Annotated in this window: 17 protein-coding genes; 7 read left to right on the forward strand and 10 right to left on the reverse strand. The window is 68.2% G+C overall.

Going from position 1 to position 15,875, the window contains the following annotated elements; all coding sequences use genetic code 11:
* Nucleotides 1-35: 35 nt before the first annotated feature.
* From ACWEKS_RS16885 to ACWEKS_RS16900, 4 genes are read left to right on the forward strand one after another with little or no spacing between them, the layout of a single operon-like run.
* Nucleotides 36-1,916: an SCO2524 family protein gene (locus tag ACWEKS_RS16885; RefSeq protein ID WP_452340947.1), complete on the forward strand. Its 1,881-nt coding sequence runs from the start codon at nt 36-38 to the stop codon at nt 1,914-1,916.
* Entirely contained in the window at nt 1,913-2,845 is a 933-nt protein-coding gene (locus tag ACWEKS_RS16890) for an SCO2523 family variant P-loop protein (protein WP_452340948.1), read from the forward strand. The genes ACWEKS_RS16885 and ACWEKS_RS16890 overlap by 4 nt, the downstream gene beginning before the upstream one ends.
* The gene (locus ACWEKS_RS16895) at nt 2,842-3,891 is read left to right on the forward strand and encodes an SCO2522 family protein (RefSeq protein ID WP_452340949.1); all 1,050 of its coding nucleotides are present in this window, start codon (nt 2,842-2,844) and stop codon (nt 3,889-3,891) included. Before ACWEKS_RS16890 ends, ACWEKS_RS16895 begins: the two co-directional genes overlap by 4 nt.
* A gap of 12 nt (nt 3,892-3,903) precedes the next feature.
* The gene (locus ACWEKS_RS16900; protein ID WP_452340950.1) at nt 3,904-4,887 is read left to right on the forward strand and encodes an SCO2521 family protein; all 984 of its coding nucleotides are present in this window, start codon (nt 3,904-3,906) and stop codon (nt 4,885-4,887) included.
* Nucleotides 4,888-4,917: 30 nt separating this feature from the next.
* Here ACWEKS_RS16900 and ACWEKS_RS16905 read toward each other — a convergent pair whose 3' ends face one another.
* The 4 genes from ACWEKS_RS16905 to ACWEKS_RS16920 all read right to left on the reverse strand — a co-directional run bounded on the left by ACWEKS_RS16905 (nt 4,918) and on the right by ACWEKS_RS16920 (nt 6,831).
* A complete protein-coding gene (locus ACWEKS_RS16905; protein ID WP_452340951.1) occupies nt 4,918-5,730 on the reverse strand; it encodes a hypothetical protein in 813 nt (270 codons plus the stop codon).
* Nucleotides 5,731-5,780: 50 nt separating this feature from the next.
* On the reverse strand, nt 5,781-6,251 hold the full coding sequence (locus ACWEKS_RS16910; RefSeq protein WP_452340952.1) for a GNAT family N-acetyltransferase: 471 nt from the start codon (nt 6,249-6,251) through the stop codon (nt 5,781-5,783).
* A gap of 155 nt (nt 6,252-6,406) precedes the next feature.
* Entirely contained in the window at nt 6,407-6,658 is a 252-nt protein-coding gene (locus tag ACWEKS_RS16915; protein ID WP_452340953.1) for a hypothetical protein, read from the reverse strand.
* Nucleotides 6,628-6,831: a hypothetical protein gene (locus ACWEKS_RS16920; RefSeq protein WP_040862491.1), complete on the reverse strand. Its 204-nt coding sequence runs from the start codon at nt 6,829-6,831 to the stop codon at nt 6,628-6,630. The genes ACWEKS_RS16915 and ACWEKS_RS16920 overlap by 31 nt, the downstream gene beginning before the upstream one ends.
* 263 nt (nt 6,832-7,094) lie before the next feature.
* Here ACWEKS_RS16920 and ACWEKS_RS16925 point away from each other — a divergent pair, with 263 nt between their 5' ends.
* Both ACWEKS_RS16925 and ACWEKS_RS16930 read left to right on the forward strand, forming a co-directional pair.
* The gene (locus tag ACWEKS_RS16925; RefSeq protein ID WP_452340954.1) at nt 7,095-8,015 is read left to right on the forward strand and encodes a helix-turn-helix domain-containing protein; all 921 of its coding nucleotides are present in this window, start codon (nt 7,095-7,097) and stop codon (nt 8,013-8,015) included.
* A 38-nt stretch (nt 8,016-8,053) separates the two neighbouring features.
* On the forward strand, nt 8,054-8,257 hold the full coding sequence (locus ACWEKS_RS16930) for a DUF397 domain-containing protein (protein WP_354840899.1): 204 nt from the start codon (nt 8,054-8,056) through the stop codon (nt 8,255-8,257).
* A gap of 46 nt (nt 8,258-8,303) precedes the next feature.
* Here ACWEKS_RS16930 and ACWEKS_RS16935 read toward each other — a convergent pair whose 3' ends face one another.
* The 4 genes from ACWEKS_RS16935 to ACWEKS_RS16950 all read right to left on the reverse strand — a co-directional run bounded on the left by ACWEKS_RS16935 (nt 8,304) and on the right by ACWEKS_RS16950 (nt 12,144).
* Nucleotides 8,304-8,459 (reverse strand): hypothetical protein, encoded by a 156-nt coding sequence (locus tag ACWEKS_RS16935; RefSeq protein WP_354840902.1) that lies wholly within the window; start codon nt 8,457-8,459, stop codon nt 8,304-8,306.
* Between the two features lie 130 nt (nt 8,460-8,589).
* Nucleotides 8,590-9,336, reverse strand: a complete 747-nt coding sequence (locus ACWEKS_RS16940; protein WP_379384410.1) for a succinate dehydrogenase/fumarate reductase iron-sulfur subunit — start codon at nt 9,334-9,336, stop codon at nt 8,590-8,592.
* 2 nt (nt 9,337-9,338) lie between these two features.
* Entirely contained in the window at nt 9,339-11,270 is a 1,932-nt protein-coding gene (locus ACWEKS_RS16945; RefSeq protein WP_452340955.1) for a fumarate reductase/succinate dehydrogenase flavoprotein subunit, read from the reverse strand.
* 40 nt (nt 11,271-11,310) lie between these two features.
* Nucleotides 11,311-12,144, reverse strand: coding sequence for a hypothetical protein (locus ACWEKS_RS16950; protein WP_379400718.1), 834 nt, complete (start codon nt 12,142-12,144; stop codon nt 11,311-11,313).
* Between the two features lie 336 nt (nt 12,145-12,480).
* On the opposite strand from ACWEKS_RS16950, the gene ACWEKS_RS16955 reads away from it, so the two are divergent.
* On the forward strand, nt 12,481-13,782 hold the full coding sequence (locus ACWEKS_RS16955; RefSeq protein WP_452340956.1) for a thiolase family protein: 1,302 nt from the start codon (nt 12,481-12,483) through the stop codon (nt 13,780-13,782).
* 386 nt (nt 13,783-14,168) lie between these two features.
* On the opposite strand, the gene ACWEKS_RS16960 is transcribed toward ACWEKS_RS16955, so the two are convergent.
* Both ACWEKS_RS16960 and ACWEKS_RS16965 read right to left on the reverse strand, forming a co-directional pair.
* Entirely contained in the window at nt 14,169-14,456 is a 288-nt protein-coding gene (locus ACWEKS_RS16960; protein WP_379435940.1) for a hypothetical protein, read from the reverse strand.
* 182 nt (nt 14,457-14,638) lie between these two features.
* Nucleotides 14,639-15,625, reverse strand: a complete 987-nt coding sequence (locus ACWEKS_RS16965) for an alpha/beta fold hydrolase (RefSeq protein WP_452340957.1) — start codon at nt 15,623-15,625, stop codon at nt 14,639-14,641.
* Between the last annotated feature and the right edge of the window lie 250 nt (nt 15,626-15,875).

Raw genomic sequence — 15,875 nt, forward strand, 5'->3', positions numbered from 1 at the left:
CGAGGCTGGCCACGACAGGGCAGGGGACGGCGTCGATGAGAATCAAGCCACGGGAACAGATCCTCGGAGTCTGGCGGTCGCTGCTGACCGCGTGTTATCGGGATGGCGAGTGGGTGTGGGACGGCCGCAACGGCTCCAACTCCATCAGCGACGCCGAACAGCTGCTGTGCCTGCTGTACCCGGCGACCGAGATCGACGGCTTCGGGCTGGAGCATCCCGACGAGATCGCCGACGACATCCGCGAGGTGCTCTCCCCCCTCGGCGACAATGGCCTGCGCATCGGCGAGCGCGTGGTCTGGCTGCTCGAGCAGTACATCGACCGCCACACCGACCGCGACCCCGACTCCGACGCCGCCCTGCCGAATTTCGCCGCGGGCAGTTACCTGGCCACCTCCGACGGCGCCGAGCCGACCCCGGCGCAGCGCACGCTCGAGGTCGTCGACTCCTATTCCATGTCACTGACCCTGTGCCTGGCCGCGCTGAAATTCCTGCGCGGATTCAGCGGCCCGGTCGCCGAACTGGCCGTGGGCCGGCGGATCAAGCTCGCCGTGGACCTGGGCCCGCGCATCGAGGCGCTCGACGCGCTCATCAATGTCCGGCTCACCGCCGCCATGGTGGGCCTGATCCGCAGCTTCGTCGTGAATACGGTCTCGCCCAAATCCGCCGCGGGGCAGGCCATGCTGTCGATGCTCAACCAGACCGGCGGCTCCCCCGACGCGGTGGTGCACGCCGTGCAGCAGCGCCTGGACCGGGTGCGGATCCGGCTGCGCAACGACGCCACCCTCAGCCAGGTGGAGGGCGTCGACCTGGACAGCGGCGACATGCTGTTCGAATGTGGTTGGAGCTGGGCCATTGTGCGCAAGGCCGCGTCCATCGACTTCGTGGACATGCCCATCGCGGATCAGCCCGGTCATGCCGTCGCCCGGCCCTACCTGCACTTCACCGTGGTGGCGCTGGACGGCATCAACGACCTCACCTCGGTGCGCACCCGTGAACTCGACCTGCTCAACGGCGAGCAGCGCCGCCTGGCCGAGGCCCTGCAGCTGCGCTGGGATCTGGCCCAGCGCTACTGGGCGGCGGTGGCCCGCTTCGGCAACGGGCGCTGGCCGCTCGAGGACATTCCGTGGCGTACCTCCGACGGCGAGGAATCGGACTACTTCAGTCTCGTCGTCTCCGCGGTGCTCATGCAGGATCTGCTCAACCGCGAGGCCAACGACGACGATCTGGACCGCGCCGCAACGATTTTCGACGAGCTGGCCCGCCGCGGCCGCATCGTGCGCCGCTTCACCGCCGACGATCCGGCCCGCACCATGCACACGCCGGGCGTGAGTCTGCGCCTGCTGGGCAGCGAGGCGCTGGACGGCCCGCTGCTGCTGTGGACGGTCTCCGATTACGCCACCGTCCTTTTGAAACGCACCCTGCAGGCCGCGCGGCTCTCCGGCACCATCGAGACCCGCGACCAGCTGATGACGCTGGCCCAGGCCACCATGGACCACCTCGACCTGCGCGCCTTCCGCGAAGGACCGGCCACCGGCCTGTGGGACGATCCCAGCCGCATCTTCGGCGGGCCCGAAAACCACCTGCCCTCCTGGTATCTCACCGAGCGCGTGGTCGAGTGCATGGTGACCGCCGCGCGCCTGTACCGGGAACCGCCGCTGCGGGCGCCGACCTCGGTGACCCGGGCCATGGAGCTGCTGACCGAGGCCGAACACCTGCTCAACCGGGAGATGCTGGAGCTGAGCGAGACCGACGTGTCGGCCGGCCGCACCGCCCTGGCCCTGGCCGAGCAGCGCCTGGAACGGGCCCGCACGCTCATCGACGAGCGCCCCGGCACCGCAGTCAGTCTCGCCTCGCAGGCCCTCTTGGAACTGGACGAGCTCGCCTACGCCCGGTTCGACGCCACCAGGAGCGTGTGATCGTGCTCGTGTTCTCCTCTTCGGACAAGGGCGGCACCGGACGCTCGGTCACCAGCTGCAATATGGCCTACTGGCTGAGCATGAAGGGGTACAAGGTCGCCTACCTGGACTTCGATTTCGGATCCCCCACCGCGGGTGGCACTTTCGAGATCAGCCGGATCGACAACGGGGTCCGGGACGGGACCGGCCTGCACGCCTATCTGCTCGACGAGAACGGGACGCCGGCGCGGCTGAGTGTGCGCTCCGAGACCGACCGGATGGAACTGAGCCGGTCCCGGCATCCCTCCGGCCGCCTGGTGCTGTTTCCCGGCGATCTCGGCGGCTCCGAGTTCACCACGCTCGACGAGCGCATGATCGATCGCTGCGCCGCGCTGTTCGCCACCTGCGAGCAGGAATTCAATGTCACCTTCGTCGATCTGAGCGCGGGCCGATCCATCGCCCTGGCCCTCGCGCTCAGCGCGACCCGGCACCCGCAGCTGTCCCGCGCGGTGTGCCGCTGGCTCATCTTCCACCGCTGGACCCGCCAGCACATCGCGGCCGCCCGTGGCCTGGTGCACGACGAGCACGGCGTGCTGGCCGTCGGCGAGACCTGGGGACACGACCGGGCCGAGCTGCTGAATTCGCTGCGCTTCGTCCGCACCGCGGTGCCCGAACTCAACCTGACCGCCGGACTCCGCCCGGCCCAGGCCGCCTGGCTGCAGGAACAACACAACACCCTGACCCGCGCGGCCAACCGGCACGGCATGGGCGAGAGCGGGATACTGGGCAAGATCCCGGTGGAACCGATGCTGCAGTGCCGGGAACAGGTGATCCTGGATGTGGATGTGGCCGCCCACGTCGCCAATGCCGAGACCGTGGCCGCATTCCGCCTGCTCACCGAGAAACTCATGAACGACGCCGTCTGGGAACAGGTGGAGGTGCGCCGATGAGCTCCGCGACCGACTACAGCGAGGCGGGCGAACGCAATCGCGTGGCCGGCCAGCCGCTCTCGCATCTGTCCATCGAGGTCGGGCACTTCTATATGGACGAGCTGGTCGACGGCGTCGACCGGATCCACGCCCAGCTGCGCAAGGTGGCGCCCATCGTCCAGACCCAGATCGCCGCTGCCGAAGCGGAATTCGGGGCGGGCGCCCGGGTCAGCACCTGCTTCCTGGTCGACGACTACTTCTGGACCCGCACCGCCAACCGCCCGCGCGATGCCCGGCGCACCGCCGACCCGCGCCACGTGCTGGAGCAGCTGCTGGCCGCCGCGGAGGAATGCGGTGTGCGCATCGACTATCTGGCGCGCGAGGCGGGATGCGCCGAGGTGCCGTCGTTCCAGGATGGTGAACCGGTCGGCGAGCCGGTGCGGCTGGCGGAGATGATGGCCGCCCGCATCGTCGCCGAACCCGAGCGCGACAGCACCGGCCGCCGCCCGCCCACCGTCGAGTCGGGCTGGCTCTGCAATGGCCGCCGATCCTCGGAATTCGATGCGGGACAGGCCATGCGCATCTCGCGCTACCGGCCGCCGGAGGAATTCGGCGCGCGCAATCACTCCATCTTCCTGGATGTGCAGCTGTGGAGCCGCCGCCTGGAGGAAGAGGGCGATCAGCAGGTGGAGCGCATACTCTGGTCCTGCCCCTTCCTGGCCGCCATCTGGCAGTTGCTGCGGCTGGGCCTGATTCGCAACGAGGGCGCCATGGTGGCGGCCCCGGTGCCCTGGGAGGAGCCGTGGCCCGGCGACTGGTCCCGGCTGCCCGCGGTGGTGAAACTGAATCCGAAGGCCAAGCCCTTCGCGGCCTATCGGGCGCTGTCGGTGCTGCCCTACAGCTATCTGGGCATCGAGCACGCCGTGCGGGTCATCCTCGACCATCTGCAACTCGATGACGATGTGCAGGCGAAGCTCGCCGAACGCGGTGCGGGCGAACGGATTCCGGTGCAGGTGCCGCGCCGGGCCACCCACCGGTTGAACCACATCTTCCTGGGTGACGTCTGAGGTGGCCGCCCGGTGAGCGAGCCGCTGGTGCTGCTGGGGGAGGTACGCACGGCCCTGCTGCCCAATGCGGGGGGACTGGCGGCGCGGGAGGCGACAGCGCTGCTGTCCCTGCTGCCCGGGCAGCGGGTATTGATGCGGGAACGACCGCTGGCCCTGGCGATTTCGCCGGGTTCCGCCGTCGGGGTGGACTGCAAGCTGGCCACGGTGTCCGGATCGGACAGCCGTGCCATCGGGACGGTGGCGGCGCACGCGATCCTGGTGGGCGGCCGGGTGATGCAGAGTTCGGCCTGTTCCACGGTGGTGCGGACGGCCGACAAGAACCGGCGGCCCTGGTCGCACTACCTGGATCAGGTCGGGACGCTGGAGGTGTGGCACCGCATCGCCGACGACGCCGCGGCCGCCGTCGATTTCACCGAGGGGTTCCTGGAGGGCTCCGGCGCTACCACCCTGGACCTGGGCTCGGTCAGCGACCGGCTGCTCACCCGCGTGCGCACCGATCCCCGCCTGGATCAGCAGCCGCCGGTGCGCTCCAGCGCCACCCGGCTGCGCTGGGCCGCGCGGGTCGCGCCGCCGGTGGGCGGCGCCGTGCGCGGGCGCACCCTGTTCGCCTTCCGGCTCGAGGACGAGCACACCCGGTCGGTGCGGATCATGGTGCCGACCGCCCGGGATCTCGGTGCGGTGCAACGCTTCTGCGAGGACCTGGCCGTGCACGACTGGCTGCTGTCCACCCTGGGCGCGGCACTGTCCGAGGCGGATCGTCCCATGCCCGAACGCGATCCGTCCGCCGAGCTGGCGCCGCTGCTCGAACAGCTGGTGCACCTGTGGATGCCGGGCGCCCACACCCCGCCCCGGCTGCGCGAACTGTGGACGCGGCTGGAGTCCGATCCGGGCTTCACCCGGCAGTGGACCGCGCAGGTCGGACATCTGCGCGACCGGCTGGCGGTGGCGACCCTGGCGGCGCTGCGCAGCGCCAAGATCAGCACCGTCCAGTGGTGACCGGCGGATCCGACCGGCGGCGCGACCGGATCAGAGCCGGAACCAGCGGCGCACCAGCAGCGCGAAGAACACCGACATGGTGACCGCGCCCAGATAGCTCTCGAGCACGAACACCGCCCGCCCGCCGACCCGCAGGTTGTCGGTATCCCCGACGCCCAGCGGATTCAGGTAGTTCATGAACACCTGGTACACGGTGATGGCCGGCGGCTGATCCGACCGCAACGTGACCGCCACCACGAAGACCAGCAGCTGGAACGCCACGAACCACAGCATGCGGAAGGGCCGGTAACCGTAGCCGCAGATGAGATCCGGGACCAGGCCGCCGGCGCGCCGCCAGGCCGCCGGCTGCGCCAGCCGCCGCGCCCGGGCCAGTGCCAGGCCGCAGCGATCCTCGGCATCGGTGTCCTCGTCGATGCGGTAGAGACTTCCGGCCCGGCGGTAGGCCAGGGCGGCGTGCGCGGGCAGTCCGGCCTGCACCAGTGGGCGGCCCAGCCGCTCGTAGGCCTCGGCCAGCAGCCGATTCTGGGTGCGGCTCAGGCGCAGTGGCCCGCGGAACTCCACCTCCGCGGCGATCAGGGCCGCGAGCAGCTGGTTGACCGCCATCGGCTGCGGCGCCGCGGTGGCGGTGTGTTCGAGGACCGGTGCGTAGAGGTGGGCGAAGACGAGACTGTCACCGGCCCTGCGGATTCCGGGCGGATCGTAGGTCGCCACCACCGCCTCGGTGTGCCGGGTGAACAGGTCCAGCAGCGGCTGTTCGGTGGCGCGGCGGCGCAGGCCGTGCGGCTGCTCCAGGAATTCGGTGACGTTGTCGGCGTAGGTGTCGGCGTGGCGCTCGATGCGCATGCTCATATCCGTCACGAACGGCGACGATGGAGCGCTTTTCTCGAGCATGATCAATGATAGATCCTGTGCACCAGCACATCTCGCGGCTCGTCTGCGCCGAAGTAGGCGGCCTCGTGGTCGGCCCACACGAAGCCGACCTCCTTGTAGAGGTGGTAGGCGACCCGATTGCCCGGCTTCACCGTGACGAAGACCTGTTCGGCGCGGGCCCGATGGCATTGGGCCAGAGCGGCTTCCAGCAGTGCCCGGCCGTGGCCGCGGCCCCGGCACTCGGATGCCACCGCGAAGCCGAGAAACCAGGCCGTGCGCTCTCCGTCGAGGGCGGTGAGCACGTAGCCGCAGAGCTCCCCCGCGTCCTCGGCAACCGTCCAGTTTGCTCCGTGTAGCTCGAAGAGCTGCCGGAGTACGAAATACGGATACGCGAGATGCTCGAATTCGACCACCTCGAGTGCGCGGATCGCGTCCAGATCCGACAGTGACGCGATCCGGCACGCCGGATCGTCCGGCAATTCGAAGGCCGACAACGGTGTTCCCCTCCACCCCGGGCACAAGTGCGATGGATTCCAGGGTAAGCGTCACACCGAATCTTGGGTGCGGTTCGGCCGCCGGCTGTCTGCGGAGCGGGCGGCCGAACCGCGCTGCAGCACGCGGTGGGGACTGCGCCACCGCTGCCCGGAGGTTAGGCGCGGGGCGCTCGAAAGCGCTGTGCGGCAGCGTTCATCGCGGCGGGGGGCCTTTCCCGGTTCACCCCGGGCCACGAAATCCTGGTGTAGACGTGTGCCTTCTGGTGGCGGAGCTGTGCTGTCCGGGCGTCGAGCAGTAGCCACAGCATCCGGTGGACGAACCGGTCGTAGCCGGTCGGTACGGGATCGGGGCCGGCCTGGGCCGGTGCGGGGCCGGTCATGGCAGTGCCCGCTCGTCGAGCACGCACCGTCCCTCCTCGACCAGCGTCGCCCGTGCTCGTCGGCGTACCTTGCAGGTCTGCACCGTGCAATCGAGGTGCAATTGCATTGCGGCGTGCGCTTGTTCGACGGTCATCACACCCGGATCACGGCGGCAGCGCGACAGACCGGCAATGTGCATGTTGAGGGACGTCAGTTGCATGTCCAGACCACTCCTCGTTCCCGCTGGTTCCTGAAGTGCCCGGAGGTTCAGGAAAGGAAAGGGGTCTAGCTACACCGCTCCGGGCACATCTCCAGCACACCACGAGCAGACGCCAGGCGGGCGAATTTCGAGCAGGAGAACGCAAAATTGCGCGAATTCCCAGCAGTGAATCCACCTGGGGGAGGACGATTCTCCAAAGTGGACGAAGCCCTCGCCCGCCGTCGAGCCCCGATCCATGCCCGCGACCGCGAATGGAGCGTGTTGTGTCCGAAGGTCCCGCGTCATCCACCCTGCCCCGCCGTCAGCTCGGTCGCTATCTACGGGACTGGCGCATCCAGGCAGGATTGACCATCGCCGAAGCCGCCAAGCTGATGGAGTGGGGCGCGAGCACCTTGCAGCGGCTCGAGAAGGGCAACGCGGACCGCATCCGCACCATCGACATCCAGGAGCTGTGCCGCATCTACGGGATTCCCGCCGAAATCGCCGAGGGGCTCAAGGGTTTGGCGCAGCAGGCGGCGGTCAAGAGCCGGTGGCACTCCTACGGCGACCTGATTCCCGAGAACTTCGACGTCTACGTCGGCCTGGAGGCATCCGCGCAGCAGTTGTCCTGCTACCAATCGGAATTGGTGCCGGGCCTGCTGCAGACGGTCGAGTACGCAAGGGCCCTGAACCGGCTGGGATACCCGGAAGAGACCGTGGTGGAGGTGGATCGGCGCGTTCAGCTGCGTATGCAACGGCAGGCCATGATCACCCGCCGCATGCATCCGGCGACCATCGCCATGGTGTTGCACGAATCGGTATTGCGCCGCCTGGTGGGAGGTGCAAGGGTGATGGCGGCGCAAGTGCGACACTTGGCGGAACTGAGTACCCGGTCCAATGTCGCGCTGCGTATCCTGCCCTTCGCCGCCGGTGTCCCCCTGGGACTTTCGACCGGACCGTTCGTGATTCTGGAATTCGGATGCGACAGCAAGGGGCAACCGGTGGAGCCCCCGGTGGTCTACGTGGAGGGGTTCACCGGCGATCTGTATCTCGAGAGACAGGGCGACGTTCAGCGTTATCGCCGGGCCCAAGCGGGCCTGGAACGCTGCGCGCTGGACGTTCAGAACAGCAGAAACCTGCTCCGGCAGGTGGCGAAGGAGTATGCCGCCTGGGCGGTCGAGCCCGGAGGCGGTAGCGGAGCGTAACCATGTAGGGCTCCGCACAGGCGATGAAAGGACAGAGCATGAGTGTGGATCTTTCCGGGGCCCGCTGGTTCAAGAGCAGCCGCAGCGGGGCCGGTAAGGAGTGCGTCGAAGTGGCGTTCCTGCCCGCGGGCCGAGTGGGCGTGCGGGACAGCAAGAATCCGCAGGGCCCGGCGCTGGTGTTCGGCGCGGCGGAATGGGGATCCTTCACGGCGGGCCTCGAAAACGGGGTCTTCGACCGGTGATTCGCTGAACGAGGGTCCACGGGCCCGGGCCCGTGAACCCTCGGTATCAGAGGATTGCGACCACACCCATGGCGACGGCGGCGACCAGTACGCCGATCGCGACGGCGGGCATCAGTGCGCCGGTGAGTACGTATACGCCCATCGCCGATACCGCGAAGAGCATCCCTACGATCAGCCGTTCGACCCAGTCATCGGGACCCATTTTCCGGTACCGGGGACGCGCATTCTTGAGTCCTCGGTCCACGAATAGTTGGATACCCATGCTTAGCCGTCGCAAACATACTTCCGTTGCCAAACGGCAGCCGTTTCGTGATCAACAACCAGCTCGGCCATCAGCGCCGGAAGAGCTTGTTGCCCAGCCAGACGATCGGGTCGTACTGCCTGTCCACCACGCGTTCCTTGAGCGGGATCAGCGCGTTATCGGTGATCTTGATGTGTTCCGGGCACACTTCCGTACAGCACTTGGTGATGTTGCAGAAGCCCAGGCCCGCATCCTCTTGCGCCAGTTCCCGGCGGTCGGCCACATCCAAGGGATGCATTTCGAGTTCGGCAATGCGCATCAGGTATCGCGGACCGGAGAATGCGTGCTTGTTGTCCTCGTGATCACGGACCACGTGACAGGTGTTCTGGCAGAGGAAGCATTCGATGCACTTGCGGAATTCCTGCGACCGTTCCACATCGGTCTGCTGCATCCGGTACTCGCCCGGCTTCAGATCCACCGGCGGCGTGAAAGACGGTACTTCGCGGGCCTTCTGGTAGTTGAACGACACATCCGTGACCAGGTCGCGAATAACCGGGAAGGTGCGCATGGGCGTCACCGTCACCACTTCTTCCTGGGTGAACGTCGACATGCGGGTCATGCACAGCAGCCGCGGCCGCCCGTTCACCTCGGCCGAGCACGAACCGCACTTGCCCGCCTTGCAGTTCCAGCGCACCGCCAGATCGGGCGCCTGGGTGGCCTGCAGCCGGTGGATGATGTCGAGCACCACCTCGCCCTCGTTCACCTCGACGGTGAAGTCCTGCAGGCCGCCGCCCTCGGTGTCACCGCGCCACACCTTGAACTTCGCCTCGTAACCCATGGCTATTCCGCCTTTCCGGCGTCGTCCCGCAACTCTGCGAGATCGGCGGGGGTGTAGTACTTTTCGAGCTCCGCCAGGTCGAACAACCGGAGCAGGTCGGTGCGCATGGGCACCTGGGCCTCGGGCGTGACGGTCACCGACGGCACCGAGAATCCGACCTCGTCCGGGTCGATGGTGCAGACCAGCAGCTTGTTGCGCCACACCGGATCCATGCCCGGATGGTCGTCGCGGGTGTGGCCGCCGCGGCTCTCGGTGCGCAGCAGTGCGGCCTGGGCGACGCATTCGCTGATGAGCAGCATGTTGCGCATGTCCAGGGCCAGATGCCAGCCCGGATTGAACTGCCGGTGGCCCTCCACGGTGACGTGGTCGTAGCGGTCGCGCAGCTCGGAGAGATGCGCGACGGCCTGCTTCAGTTCGTGTTCCTTGCGGATGATGCCGACCAGATCGTTCATGGTCTGCTGCAGGTCCATGTGCAGCGTGTACGGGTTCTCGCCCGGGCCGCCCTCGGTGGGCGGATCGAACGGCGTCACAGCCGATTTCGCGGCCGCGGCGATATCGGTGTCGGCGATCGTGGGCCGTGCGGCCAGCTGCTCGACATAGGTGGCCGCGCCCAGTCCGGCGCGCCGGCCGAACACCAGCAGGTCCGACAGCGAGTTGCCGCCCAGCCGGTTGGAGCCGTGCAGGCCGCCGGCGCATTCACCGGCCGCGAACAGGCCGGGCACCGTGGCCGCCTGGGTATCCGGATCGACCTCGATGCCACCCATCACGTAGTGGCAGGTCGGCCCGACCTCCATCGGCTCCTTCGTAATGTCCACGTCCGCCAGCTCTTTGAACTGGTGGTGCATGGACGGCAGCCGCTTGATGATCTGGTCGGCGGGCAGGCGGGAGGAGATATCCAGATAGACGCCGCCGTGCGGGGTGCCGCGCCCGGCCTTCACCTCTTCGTTGATGGCCCGCGCGACCTCGTCACGCGGCAGCAGATCCGGTGTGCGCCGGGCGGAATCGTTGTCCTTCAGCCACTGGTCCGCCTCCTCGATGGTTTCGGCGTACTGGCCCTTGAACACCGGCGGGATGTAATCGAACATGAACCGCTTGCCGTCGGAGTTCTGGAGCACCCCGCCGTCACCGCGCACGCCCTCGGTGACCAGGATGCCCTTCACCGACGGCGGCCAGACCATGCCGGTCGGATGGAACTGCAGGAACTCCATATTGATCAGCGACGCCCCGGCCCGCAGCGCGAGCGCGTGCCCGTCGCCGGTGTACTCCCAGGAGTTCGAGGTCACCTTGTACGACTTGCCGACGCCACCGGTGGCGATCACCACCGCGGGCGTCTCGAACAGAATGAAGCGCCCGGACTCCCGCCAGTACCCGAAGGCCCCGGCGATCCGGTCGCCGTCCTTGAGCAGCTCGGTGATGGTGCATTCGGCGAAGATCTTGATGCGCGCCTCGTAGTCACCGGTCTGCGCGTAATCCTCCTGCTGCAGCGAGACGATCTTCTGCTGCATGGTGCGGATGATCTCGAGCCCGGTGCGGTCGCCGACGTGCGCCAGCCGCGGATAGGTGTGGCCGCCGAAGTTGCGTTGACTGATCCGGCCGTCCTTGGTCCGATCGAACAGCGCCCCATAGGTTTCCAGCTCCCACACCCGGTCGGGGGCCTCCTGGGCGTGCAGCTCGGCCATGCGCCAGTTGTTGAGGAACTTGCCCCCGCGCATGGTGTCCTTGAAATGGGTCTGCCAGTTGTCCTTCTCGTTGGCATTGCCCATGGCGGCCGCGCAGCCGCCCTCGGCCATGACGGTGTGCGCCTTGCCGAACAGGGACTTGCAGACCACCGCCACGGACAGCCCGTGCTCACGGGCCTCGATGACCGCACGCAGGCCGGCACCGCCGGCACCGATCACGACGACGTCGTACTTGTGCCGCTCGACTTCAGGCATGGAACCGAATACTCCTGGGAGACAGAGGAATAGAGGACTGTCAGCCGATGAGGCGAGGATCGGAGATGGTTCCGCTCGCCACCAGCATGACGTAGAAATCGGTGAGGACCAGCGTGCCCAGCGTGGTCCAGGCCAGCTGCATGTGCCGGGTGTTCAGCTTCGACACCACGGTCCAGAAGCGGTAGCGCACTGGGTGCTGCGAGAAGTGCTTGAGCCGTCCGCCCGCGATGTGGCGGCAGGAGTGGCACGACAGCGTGTACGCCCACAGCAGCAGTGCGTTGCCGGTGATGATCAGCGTCCCCAGGCCGATGCCGAAGCCGCCGCCCTTGGCGTGGAAGGAGATCACCGCGTCATAGGTGTTGATCACCGAGATGATGATCGCGACGTAGAAGAAGTAGCGGTGCGCGTTCTGGATGATCAGCGGAAGCCGCGTCTCCCCCGAGTATTTCGCGTGCGGCTCGGCCACCGCGCAGGCCGGCGGCGACATCCACACCGACCGGTAGTAGGCCTTGCGGTAGTAGTAACAGGTGAGCCGGAACAGCAGCAGGAACGGCAGCACCAGGAAGCCCAGTGGAATCCACATGGGCAGGTGGCCGACCGGCGTGCCGAAATGGCTGGAGCCCTCGACGCACGAGGCGCTCAGGCAGGGCGAATAGAACGGTGTCAGATAGTGGAAGTCCGGCACCCAATACGCGCTGCGCACAAAGGATCTGATGGTCGCGTAGATGACGAAGGCCGCGAGCCCCAGCACCGTCGCGGCCGGCGGCACCCACCACCGGTCGGTGCGGAGCGTGCGTGCCGAAATGGCAGCCCGTCCCCTACTGAAAACCCCGGTAGTGCTCGATTCAGAAGCCTTGACTGGTGCGGCGCTCACTGCTGGATGCCTCGCTGCTCTACCCCGTGGAACGTCATCGTTACCTCCGGCATCGAATGTGATGGTGAGCACCTTACGACAGGGGTGCTATCACTCGAGCTCGCAACAGCTATTTCGTGATCCCGTGATTTGCGCCACATTTCCTGTAGCCCTCAGTGATTCGTTTGCTTGGTGAACAAACGGCAATCTCGCGAACTCGCCGGGCTGTCAGAGTGTTTCGGATTCCGGCCCGTGCGCAGGTCGGGCGGCTCGTCCGCGGCGGTTACCGGCCGTCATATGACAGCAACAACCGTGTGGTGGCCTGTCGGTCTGCTGAGGGTTCGAAGGGAGCCGGTAATGAGACGCGCCGCCATCGTCATGCCGATGCGCACGCCCGTGGGTCTGCCCGGCGGAGCACTCGCCGCGGTGCCGCCGAACCGGCTGGTCGGCACTGTCATCGCGGCGGTGCTCGGCCGCTCGGGCATCGATCCCGCGCGGGTCGAACAGCTGGTCACCGCCGTCCCCGCGGCCGAGGCCATCCGCTCGGCGCTGCCGCAGTGCGGACTGTCGCCGGAGCTGGGTGACTTCGCCCTGGGCGAGGGGCCCGGCAGTGGACTGCGCGCCCTGATCACCGCCGCCATGATGGTGCGCACCGGCGCGGCCGACGTGGTGCTGGCGGTGGGCGCCGAATGCTCCAGCGCCGCAGGGGGATTCGACGCGCAATCCGCCAGCGTCCCGCCGCTGCCCGGCGTCCGCCCAGGGCCCGCGGCCGGCGACGGACCCACCACCGACCAGCAGATCGCGATCTGGTCCGCCGAACCCGCACGCGGACAAGCGGATTCGGACCTTGCTGAACAGCTGGCCCGCGACCACGAGCTGGGCCGGGCCGCCGCCGACGACTTCGCCGCGGTCAGCCACCGCCGGGCCGCGCGCGCCCATCGCCAGGGTGTGTTCGGCGCGGAGACCGCGCCCGTCGTGGTGTGCGCGCGTCCCGGCGATCCCACTTCCGCGGTGGTGCGCCTGGTCGACCGCGACGAGGGGTTGCGCGACGATGTCTCACACCGCGCCTTCGCGGCGCTGTCCCCCTTCCGGCCCGACGGCGTGACCACGGCCGGAAACAGCAGCAGCCGCGGCCTGGCCGCCGCGGCCTGCCTGGTGGTGGCCGAGGACCGGCTGGTGGATCTCGGCCTGGAGCCGATGGGCTACCTGCTCGACTGGGTCAGCACCACCGCTCCCCCCGGCGTCCCGGTGCCCGCCGCCACCTCCGCGGTCGCGAAAGCGCTGTGGCGCGCCGGTTTCGAACTGTCCGACCTGGAGCTGCTCGAGGTGGAGGAGACCTCCGCCGTCGAGGTGCTGGCCCTGGCCCGCACCCTGGGCCTCGGGGGCGACACCGCGGAGCGCCTGAACGTGCACGGCGGCGCGATCGCCCTCGGTGACCCGGGCGGCGCGGCGGGTCTGCGCATGGTCACCACCATGCTGCACGAACTGGCCCGCCGCGACGGCGGTCTCGGCCTGGCCGTGACCCCCGCGGGCCCCGGCAGCGCCCTGGCCGCGATCTTCGAATCCCCCGATCTGGAACCGGTTTCGCAGGCCCCGCGCGGCGCCCGCTTCCGCGGCGTCGGCGGCCGGCGCTCCGGCCGGGGCCGGCACCGTCACTGAGAACCGGTCAACCGCCGCCGAGGACTGGTCGCGCGGGCGGAGCCGGACGACCGCCGTGTCCCGGGCGAAGGCCGCCGCCAGCTCCTCGCGGTTGACGCTGCCGTCCGAATTCAGGCTGATGCGAACTGGGCGCGGTCTACCGGGAACGCAGCCGCGATCTCGACCTGGGCCCGCATCGCGATCCCGCGGTGGACGCCGTGGTCTCCTACCTGTCGGCCCGGGGCGTCGAGGCCGGAGATCTGCGCACCCCGGCTCTGCTGCTGGTCGGCGCGGCTCATCAGCGCGCCCTGCAGCGGCAGCTGAGCCCGCCCGCCGCGCTCGCCGAATTGCCCAGCCCCGACGCCATTGTCGAGGTGGCCCTCCCGCTGTTCGAAACGAAGGATCAGTTACTTGGTGCGGGGGCGGGAGTGGAAGCCCAGGCCCTCGTCCTGCGCGCCCATCCAGGCCGCCTCATCGTGCTTGGCGTCGGGGACGTAGATCGTCTCCTGCTTGGCCTGCGGTGCTTCCGGCGGCGGCGCCTGTTCGAACTCGTCGGTGTCGATGACGAGCCTTTCCAGATCGTTCTCCAGCCGGCGGACCGTGCCCGCGTCTCCGTAATGCGAACGCAGTGCGGTGACGCACTGCCGGAGCTGGCCGACCGCGTAGCGGAGTTCCGCAATCTCGCTGCGTGTCATCGAAACCCTCCTCGAGCCGTGTGACAGACCACACATCGTGATCTACAACACAGTACGTGATCGTGCGGGATTCGTCTCGTCGGCAATCAATATTCGCAGCTAGAGGGCCTGTCACCGGGTGCGGAATTGGGGCGGCGGACGTTTCAGATCTTCGAAACCGCCCGTCGCGGATGATCTTCCGGCTACCCGGCGATGGCGTACTCCGGCCCGCAGTCGGGACCGCAGTCCGGGTCCGCGCCGCGCACCGCCGCGGTCGCCCGGGCCACCAGCGCCACCACCGCGGCGGCCACCTCCTCGGCCCGCTCCAGGATCACGCTGTGCCCGGCGCCATCCAGCCGCACCAGCTCGGCGTCGGTGACCTGGGAGGCCAGCACCACCGAGTGCGCGAACGGAATCATGAGGTCCGCGGACCCGGCCAGCACCAGTACCGGAATCGAGCCCAGCCGGTGCAGGGTCGCGGTCTCGTCGAAGCGGATCAGCGACTCCAGGAAGCTGGCCATGGTCAGCAGCGAGGTGTCGTTGAGCATGGCCGTCGCCACCGCCAGCATGCGCGGGCTCACCTTGCGGGTGCCCAGGGTGGCGTCCCGCAGGATGGGCTCGAAGATGCGGCGGCTCAGGTGTTTCGAGGCCTGCATGGCCCGCGGCGCGCGCCGCACCGCCACCCGCAGCGAGTTCACCGCCGGTGCGCTCAGCAGCCGCCCCAGACCCACCCGGGTCACCCCGTTGGCGGCGCTGGAGAGCAGGCCGACGCCGACCACCCGGGTCCCGATCGTCTCCGGATACAGCCGGGCGTAGGCCAGCACGGTCATGGCGCCCATCGAATGACCCACCAGGACAACGGGTCCGGCCGGCACCACGGCCCGCAGCACCGCGTCCAGATCCCGGGCCAGCTGCTCGATGGTGTACGTGGAAGGGTCGGCATTGCCGGAATCCCCGTGTCCGCGATGGTCGTAGAACACCATGTGGGTGTCGTCGCCCCAGATCTGCAGCAGGTGCCCGCGCATGAACGCCCACGATTCGGCGCGCAGGCAGTGCCCGTGGACGAACACGACGGTGACGGGGGCGTCGGTGGTGCCGAACTCACGCACCGCGAGTGGCACGCCGTCATCGGCGGACACGGTGATGTGGTGGCCGTCGAAATCGGCCGCGCGGGTGTCGATCGTGGACATGACGTCCTCCCGAAGAGTGCGCCTTCTTGCCCGGTTGTCGATAGAAATAACCCCTGCGTTAACCCCCCACACCAGGCGTTATGGACAAGTTGTCCAACTGTCTCCGCTGATCTATGCACGACTGTCGGGGGATCTGTCGGAGTCTCGCCACATTGCAAGACCCGTGTAGAAATCCCTGTACGTCCGGTCGGCGTGGGCAATTTCTACTCAAATCTAGTGAATGGACTAGGTAAAAGTAGATTCATATCGC

This window comes from Nocardia sp. NPDC004711, from assembly GCF_053601595.1.